Origin of the sequence: Plantactinospora solaniradicis, assembly GCF_042658085.1 — a bacterium.
Classification (GTDB): Bacteria; Actinomycetota; Actinomycetes; order Mycobacteriales; family Micromonosporaceae; genus Plantactinospora; species Plantactinospora solaniradicis.
The window spans coordinates 1-1,168 of record NZ_JBHSPR010000163.1; the positions used below are offsets into that span (position 1 = coordinate 1).

Below are 1,168 nucleotides of genomic sequence, written 5' to 3' on the forward strand. Positions count from 1 at the left end.
CGTGGCGAGGTGACCGACGAGGCGTGGGCGGTGATCGCGCCGCTGCTTCCGGATCCGGGTGGGGCGCGGGGGCGGTGGCGGGATCACCGGCAGGTCATCAACGGGATCCTATGGAAGCTGCGTACCGGGGCGCCGTGGCGTGACCTGCCGGAACGGTATGGGCCGTGGAAGACCTGCCACGAACGCTTACGGCGGTGGACCGCGGACGGCACCTGGGATCGGATCCTGGCCGCGGCGCAGGTCCACGACGACGGCGCGCCGGTGCACTGGACAATCAGCGTCGACTCGTCGGTCGTGCGGGCGCACCAGCATGCCGCTGGCGCCCGCAAAAAGGGGGCTCTCCGTCAGGTCCGGCGACGCCTGGTGCGCAAGATGGCGAGGCCATCGGTCGATCACGTGGAGGGTTGAGTACGAAAATCCATCTCGCGGTCGACGGACGCGGGCGCCCGTTGTCGATCCTGCTCACCCCCGGCCAGGCCGGCGACAACCCCCAACTGTTGGCCCTGCTCGACCAGATTCGGGTCAACGAACCCGGACCAGGACGGCCCCGTAAGCGTCCCGACGTGCTGATCGCGGACAAGGGCTACGCCCACGACTCCACCCGCCGGGCATTGCGGCGGCGGGGAATCCGACACGTCATTCCGGAACGCTCGGACCAGGTCGCCCGCCGGGCCGCCAAGGGCAGCACGGGTGGACGACCGCCCGCATTCGACAAGCTCGTCTACAAGAGGCGTAACGTGGTGGAACGCTGCTTCAACCGGCTCAAGCAGTGGCGTGACCTGGCCACCCGCTACGCCAAACGGGTATCCCTGTACCGGGCCAGTCTCGTACTCATCGCCGCCGTCATCTGGCTTTCATGATCACTCGGATGCGTCAGCCGGGATCACAAGCTCGTTCAGTCCATCGATCGTCCGAACGTCGAGCCCCCAACGACCGGCGAGCTCGGTGATCGTCGCGTACTCCTCACCTGTCAGCCGCACCCGGTAGTCAAGGACGTTGACGCAGAGCGTGTCCAGCCCGAGTTGCTCCTCGCCCGCCATCACATCCACCAGCGAGTCCGCGAGCCGCGGATCCAGGGGTGCACCCATCTCGGCCTCAGCCTGCGCATCCGCCCGCCCCGACAGCGCCTCGACCAGACGCTTATAACGCCGCCGATCCTCGGTCCAGT

2 protein-coding genes are annotated in these 1,168 nt (G+C 68.0%); one reads left to right on the forward strand and one right to left on the reverse strand.

Annotated features, from left to right (window positions below; translation table 11 throughout):
* Positions 1-860 (forward strand): IS5 family transposase gene (locus ACFP2T_RS48055; RefSeq protein ID WP_377434827.1). Its coding sequence is split into 2 segments (ribosomal slippage), with 858 coding nucleotides annotated over them: positions 1-342 and positions 345-860; the frame shifts between segments, so codons are not numbered across the junction. This gene is flagged as partial in the annotation.
* Here ACFP2T_RS48055 and ACFP2T_RS48060 read toward each other — a convergent pair.
* On the reverse strand, positions 861-1,168 hold a 308-nt coding region (locus ACFP2T_RS48060; RefSeq protein ID WP_377434829.1), incomplete at its 5' end, for a hypothetical protein.